This window comes from Streptomyces sp. NPDC094143 (genome assembly GCF_040303825.1).
Taxonomy (GTDB): domain Bacteria; phylum Actinomycetota; class Actinomycetes; order Streptomycetales; family Streptomycetaceae; genus Streptomyces.
Window position 1 is genome coordinate 1 of record NZ_JBEOTZ010000095.1, and the last position, 5,845, is coordinate 5,845.

General features: G+C 69.4%; 8 protein-coding genes. All 8 read left to right on the forward strand.

Features of this window, described 5'->3' with window-relative positions:
• Positions 1-173 precede the first annotated feature (173 nt).
• Entirely contained in the window at positions 174-911 is a 738-nt protein-coding gene (locus tag ABTZ58_RS39660) for a hypothetical protein (protein ID WP_351368260.1), read from the forward strand.
• Positions 883-1,392, forward strand: coding sequence for a hypothetical protein (locus ABTZ58_RS39665; RefSeq protein WP_351368263.1), 510 nt, complete (start codon positions 883-885; stop codon positions 1,390-1,392). Before ABTZ58_RS39660 ends, ABTZ58_RS39665 begins: the two co-directional genes overlap by 29 nt.
• 243 nt (positions 1,393-1,635) lie before the next feature.
• Positions 1,636-2,091, forward strand: a complete 456-nt coding sequence (locus tag ABTZ58_RS39670; protein ID WP_351368267.1) for a Mom family adenine methylcarbamoylation protein — start codon at positions 1,636-1,638, stop codon at positions 2,089-2,091.
• A complete protein-coding gene (locus ABTZ58_RS39675) occupies positions 2,021-2,488 on the forward strand; it encodes a hypothetical protein (protein WP_502996221.1) in 468 nt (155 codons plus the stop codon). The genes ABTZ58_RS39670 and ABTZ58_RS39675 overlap by 71 nt, the downstream gene beginning before the upstream one ends.
• Before the next feature lie 40 nt (positions 2,489-2,528).
• Entirely contained in the window at positions 2,529-3,542 is a 1,014-nt protein-coding gene (locus tag ABTZ58_RS39680) for an adenine nucleotide alpha hydrolase family protein (protein ID WP_351368273.1), read from the forward strand.
• 40 nt (positions 3,543-3,582) lie between these two features.
• Positions 3,583-3,924 (forward strand): hypothetical protein, encoded by a 342-nt coding sequence (locus tag ABTZ58_RS39685; RefSeq protein ID WP_351368276.1) that lies wholly within the window; start codon positions 3,583-3,585, stop codon positions 3,922-3,924.
• Between the two features lie 305 nt (positions 3,925-4,229).
• Positions 4,230-4,931, forward strand: a complete 702-nt coding sequence (locus ABTZ58_RS39690; protein ID WP_351368279.1) for a hypothetical protein — start codon at positions 4,230-4,232, stop codon at positions 4,929-4,931.
• A gap of 426 nt (positions 4,932-5,357) precedes the next feature.
• The coding region (locus tag ABTZ58_RS39695; RefSeq protein ID WP_351368282.1) for a replication-relaxation family protein at positions 5,358-5,845 on the forward strand (488 nt) is incomplete at its 3' end.

Genomic DNA, 5,845 nt, shown 5'->3' on the forward strand with positions numbered 1-5,845 from the left:
GCGAGGATCCTGCGCTGCGCGAGGCGTGGTGGGCGGCGGCCGCCGAACTGCACGAGAGGCACGCCGCGAGGTGACGGCCGCCCGCCCCCACCCCGACGCCCACCGACGACCGGGTCCTTGTCATCCCCGCCCACCGCCTGCCCGAGCACACCGCGAAGGAGTGAACAACCGCCATGCCCGCCGCCCACACGCCGCCGCTGCCCGGCCTGAACCGGGACGAGGAGGTCGACACCGTCATCAACTGGGGCCTGGGCGCCGACTCCACCGCCTACCTCGCCCGCATGCTCACCGACCCCGCCGCGCACGGCATCGACCTGGAACGCACCGCCGTGCTGTACATGGCCACCGGCAGCAAGTGGCCCGAAACCCGTCTGCTGGTCGAGGAGTTCATGCTGCCGCTGCTGCGTGAGCACGGGGTGCGCCTCGTGCAGCTGTCCCGCTCCGGGCAGCTGAAGGCGGCCGGCATCACGGGCCTGGACGACTCCCGAAGCCCTCAGCGGCTCTTCACCCGCGGGCCCTGGACACTGTGGGACGAACTGGAGTCCGTCGGCACCGTCCCCCAGCAGGCCGGCACCCGCAAGTGCAGCTTGCGCGCCAAGGGCGAAGTCGGTGACCGCTGGCTCATTCCGGTGATGGGCGGGCGCCCGTTCCGGCAGATCATGGGCTTCAACGCCGACGAGCCCGGGCGCTGCTTCGGTGACGCGCGGCCGCCTCAAAGATTCCCGGGCGCACCGGGTCTACCCGCTCGTCGACTGGGGCTGGCACCGCCGGCAGTGCGAGGACTACCTGCTTCAGCGGTTCGGCGTGCACTGGCCGAAGTCGTACTGCACCTTCTGCTGCTTCCCCGTCTCCATGGGCTCGCTGCCCGCCCACCTCGAGCGCATGCGCGCCCACCCCGAAATCGTCGGTGAAATTCTGCGCCTGGAGTACACCGCGATGAGCCTGAACCCCAACGCCAAGCTGTACGGCAAGCGCAGCCTGCTCGAACTCCTCGATACCGACCGGCCCGAGGACCGCGCGTGCTTGGAGGCATCCGAGCGCGAGCTCGACATGCCCTGGGCGCTCTACCATGTGCGCCGCCTGTTCCTGCTGTCCGAGACCGGCAAGCGCCGCCCCGTCATGCGCTCCACCGAACGCGTCGACCTCGGCCGCCCGCAGCAACTGGCCGAGCGTCTGGACACCGTGTCCGAGCGGCACGGCATCGACGTCATGCACGACCCGCTCTACGGGCGCGCCCGCGCTTGGCTCCGCCCCCGGCGCGAGAACTGGCCCATGGCGGAGGAGCTGTTCGTCACCGCCCCCGCCCGCGTGATCAACAAGCAGGACGACGCCTTCGAACGCGAATGGCACGCCCTGCTCTCCGGCACCGCCACCCGGCTCCCCCTCACCTGAGCCCTCCCTCCACCCGACCCGACGAGGACCGCGCTGTCCTCGTCCGCGCCCCCCTTACCTCTCTGCCTGGACACGACGCATGAGTACCTTCCCGCGCCTTGGCGGCGCATCGACGACCACGTCCGCGACCACCGTTCGGCTCTGCCTGCGCGCTTCCGGCGCGCTGCCGCAGGCAACCGCAGGCCGGAGGGAGCGGTGATGGCCGCGATTCAGCAGACGCTGCCGTTCGACGACCTCCCGTAGGTGCCGACCGCGTCGCCCTGGTGCCAGCGATGGCGTCAGCGCACGCACTCCTGGCGGCACGTCAGCGAAGGCGGTTTCGACGCCCGCCACTACGAAGTGGAGCCAATCAGCGAGAAGGACGCCGAAGCGTTCGTCCGCACGCATCACTACTCCGCCACCTATCCGGCAGCCGTGCGCAGGTTCGGCCTGTACGACGTCTCGGCCGGTGAGCGGCGGCTGAGCAGTGTGGCGGTGTTCGGCGTACCGGTGAACCAGGCCGTCCTCACCAAGGCGCTACCGGAACTGGCACCAGTCACGGAAGCACTCGAATGCTCGCGGTTCGTGCTCTTGGACGAGTGCCCGGGCAACTTCCGAGAGCTGGTTCCTGGCACGCTGCCACACCGAGCTGCTCGCCGCAGGGGTTCGTGGAGTGGTGTCCTTCGCCGATCCCGTCCCCCGGCGCACCGCCTCCGGTAATTTGATCATGCCGGGACATTGTGGCCGAATCTACCAAGCCGCAAACGGGATCTACGCTGGCAGGGCTACCGCGCGGACCCTGAAGGTCCTGCCCGACGGCACGGTCCTCAACGACCGGGCCGCGCAGAAGGTCCGGCGCCAGGAGCAGGGCCACCAGTACGTCGAGTCGCGGCTGATCGCACTGGGCGCCCCTGTACCGCAGGCCGGGTGCGATCCGGGGGTGTGGCTGCGGGAGGCCCTGGTGGCGGTCGGCGCCCGCACCGTTCGCCACCGCGGCTGTCACAGGTACGTCTTCCCGCTCGGCCGCAATCGGCGACAACGCGCCCGCATCAAGATCGGCTTCGATGCGCGACCGGCCTACCCGCGCCGTCCCGACCCCGAACCGGCCGCCCGGTGACGGCCACCCCCCGCCCCCTTCACCTACCCCTGGAGCAGTCATGCCCGCAGTGCCCACCATCTGCCCTTCCCCCATCCCGGACCTGGCCGCCTACGACCTGCTCGCACCGCAGCTGTCCGGCGGCAAGGACAGCAGCGTCATGCTGTGGTCCTTCATGCAGGACGCCGCAGCGGCCGGAGTCACCGACCGGGTAATCACCTACCACGCCACGCTCGGGCCGCTGGAGTGGCCGGCCGTGCACGTCGACGGCACGCGCTACCCGTCGATGTCCGAGCTCGCCGCCGCCCAGAGCGCGGCCTGCGGCATCCCGCCCGAACGCCATGTGGAAGTCGCACGGCCCACGTTCTTACTCACCGAGATCGCCGCCTACGGCCGCTACCCCCGTATGGGCAGCCCTTACTGCCGCAAGTACGCCAAGGAGTCGATCATCTCCAGCGCCTGGACACCTCTGGTGCGGCGCCTGCGCCGCGAGCTCGGCCGGCCCGTGCGCATTCTCAAGGTCATGGGCCTGCGGGCCGACGAGAGCCGCGACCGGGCCGACCATCCCGCCTATCGCAACGTCCTCACCAACAGCGCCCGTATCGTCGACGAGTGGCTGCCGGTCAAGGACTGGCCCACCGCCGCCGTCCTCGAATGGCACCAGGACGCGCCCGTGCCCTACCACTGGACCTACGACTCCTACCCGGGCGCGGGGGACTTCAAGGGCACCAGCCGGTGTTCGTGCTCGCTGTGCGTGTTCGCCTCCAAACGGGACCTGCTGCTGGCCATCGCCCGCCGGCCCCGGCTCGCCGCACTGTATGCCGAAGTCGAATCCACCCGCGGCGACAGCTTCCGCCCCGACTGGCGCATCACCGACCTGATCGAAGCCAGCCGCCAGCCCACCGCCCCCGACACCGGCATCGTCCTGCCCGACGACGGCCCCGACATGGACCTGCTGGAGCAGCAAGTGCGCCATGCCCTGCAGAAGCCGCCCCGCAAGGCCGTCGACTTGGCCGCCCGCCCGCCCACAGGCCCCACCTGCGGCGGCTGCAACGCAGGCACCCTCGCCCCCTGACTGTCCCTCCCCGTTCCTCCAGAGAGGCATACTGACCATGATGACGACCAGCACCCAGCGCCTGTTGGAACTGTCCGCAGTCGCACCAGCCGCCGACGGCGAGGACCTCCTGAACCTGCTGCGCGAAGGCAACATGCTCTACCACCAGGGCCTGCAGGAGACCCACCAGGCGACCGCGACCCGCCTGCAGGGAATGTCCACCGCCGACCTCGCGTCCGCGGCCGACGCAGCCAACGTCCCCTACGACGCCTCACGGGACCGTGAAGAGATGGTGCTCCTCCTCGCCCTGGCCGAATGGGACATGACCCCCGCGGCACTCGCCTACTCCGCCATGGTGGAAGACGCCGCCCGCCGAGGGATCAGTCTCCTCCCCGAGGAGTGACCTCTCGTGGCGGCCTCGGCCCCCGGGTCAAGCGGGGCCGTAACCCTGTCCCCCTTTCGCCGTGTGCCATGGGCAGACCTCGCGCGCCGGGTCCGCCCACGCCGTGTAGGGCAAGGATTTTGGGCATTGAAAGATCCTGGCGCGTCGCGGTGGATGAACAGACGCCGCCTCCGGGCAGCGAGAGGACCCGGAGGCGGCCGACCTGAAGTCTGTCGATCGGCTGGACTTCAGCGCGCCACTCACGTCATTATGGGCGACGTGAGCCGGGTGGGCCGGCTCCTCGCTACGCGACGAGGTGTTCAGTCATGGCTGCACAGTCCGAGACACACCTCATCGACGCTGCAGGAATCCGTGCGGAACATGGACTGAGCGCGCAGAGCGTCAGCCGTCTGTACGCCGAACGGGAGAGTAACGGCTTTCCCGAGGCTGTTGGGCAGCGCGGCCGCGGCCGGGCCCGGCTGTGGAACAGGGATGAGGTGGACAGATGGTTCGCCCAGCGCAAGCTGTCTCGCTTCCAGGATCATAAGCCGCCCACCCGCGACCCGAACGAGCTGCTCAACGCCGCCCAGGCATCACGGTTTCTGGGCTACAAGAGCTCAAAGCAGGTCACCACCTACATCCGTGAGCACCCCGGCTACTTCCCCGAACCCGACGTGGTCGAGGAACTTGGAACACCCGAGCGGCCCTATCGCCGGCAACTGTGGCGGGTACAAACGCTACTGGACTGGATGAAGTCCAGGCCCGGCCGCGGCAAGCGCAGCGAGGCCAAGCGCTCCGCACTACCTTCTCCGGATGTGCCCGTCGACGGCGATCCGGACGAACTGCTGGGGGCGTCTCAGGCCGCCGTACTGCTCGGGTTCAAGAGCATCAACACGTTCAGCAGCAGTCTCGCCCAGGGCAACCTCCCGCTGTTGAACACCGTGGACGCCTATAGCGAGAAGGGCGGGTATCGCCGGTGGACGCGCCGGCGCATCCTCGAGCAAGCTGCCCAGCGTGGGGTCAGATAGCACAACGGGCAGGTGAGCACCGCGCTCCACTGCCCGTCACAGACGCGGTCTCCGGCTAAGGGTTGTTGATCCCCGTGCGAGCCGGTTACCGCAGGCGATGGCCGGCATGGCGTAGCTCGCCACTACGCCCCGCGGCAGATGCTGCTGCGGACCGGCCATCGTCCGCTTTCCTTAGCGCCCTCAGGTTCACTCTGCGATCAGGGCTCGACTCGCGATGCGGCCTTCTGCTGCGCCCTTCTGCCTACGTATCCCAACCTTGCCGTGGTCGGGGCAGACCACCACAGAGCCGCCTATTCGTGACCATGGTCGGGTCTTCGTGGTCGGTGGTCTGGTCGAGCCACCCGTGTTTGATCATCGACGACTGATGTCGTCAGCCGAACGGTCCGCGCTCGGCTCAGTCAGCAAGCGCGCCGAAAGGGAATCTCTATGCCCCGTCCCACTGCAAGGGCACGAGATGCCCATCGGTCTCTCAACCCTGCCGAGGTCTTGAGCCACCAGCTCACCACAGCCCTCGCCCAGCACCGCATCGCCACCACCGGCCAACTGCGCCGGATGCTGCGCCCGGGCGGCACACGGCAGCTGATCTCCCGCGCCCTGAACAAGCTGCGCTCCGACGGCCTCGTCGACTGCACGGTGCTGCCGGGCTCGGACCGCTCCCGTACCCGAGCCTGGTACCTCACTCCTGATGGCGCGAGGCTGACCCGGGACCTGCCCGTCCTGCGAGGCCGGCCGCCCTATCCGATCACCTCCACGACCGCGGCCTCGTTGAAGACGGCGCACACCCTGACCGTGGTGCGCGCCCATCTGGCGTTCGCGGCTGATGCCCGCCGGCTCGGGCACGAGCACGGCCCCTGGGACTGGACACCGGAGGTGTCACACGCCATCGGCGAAGGTGAGCGGGTGGTCGCCGACGC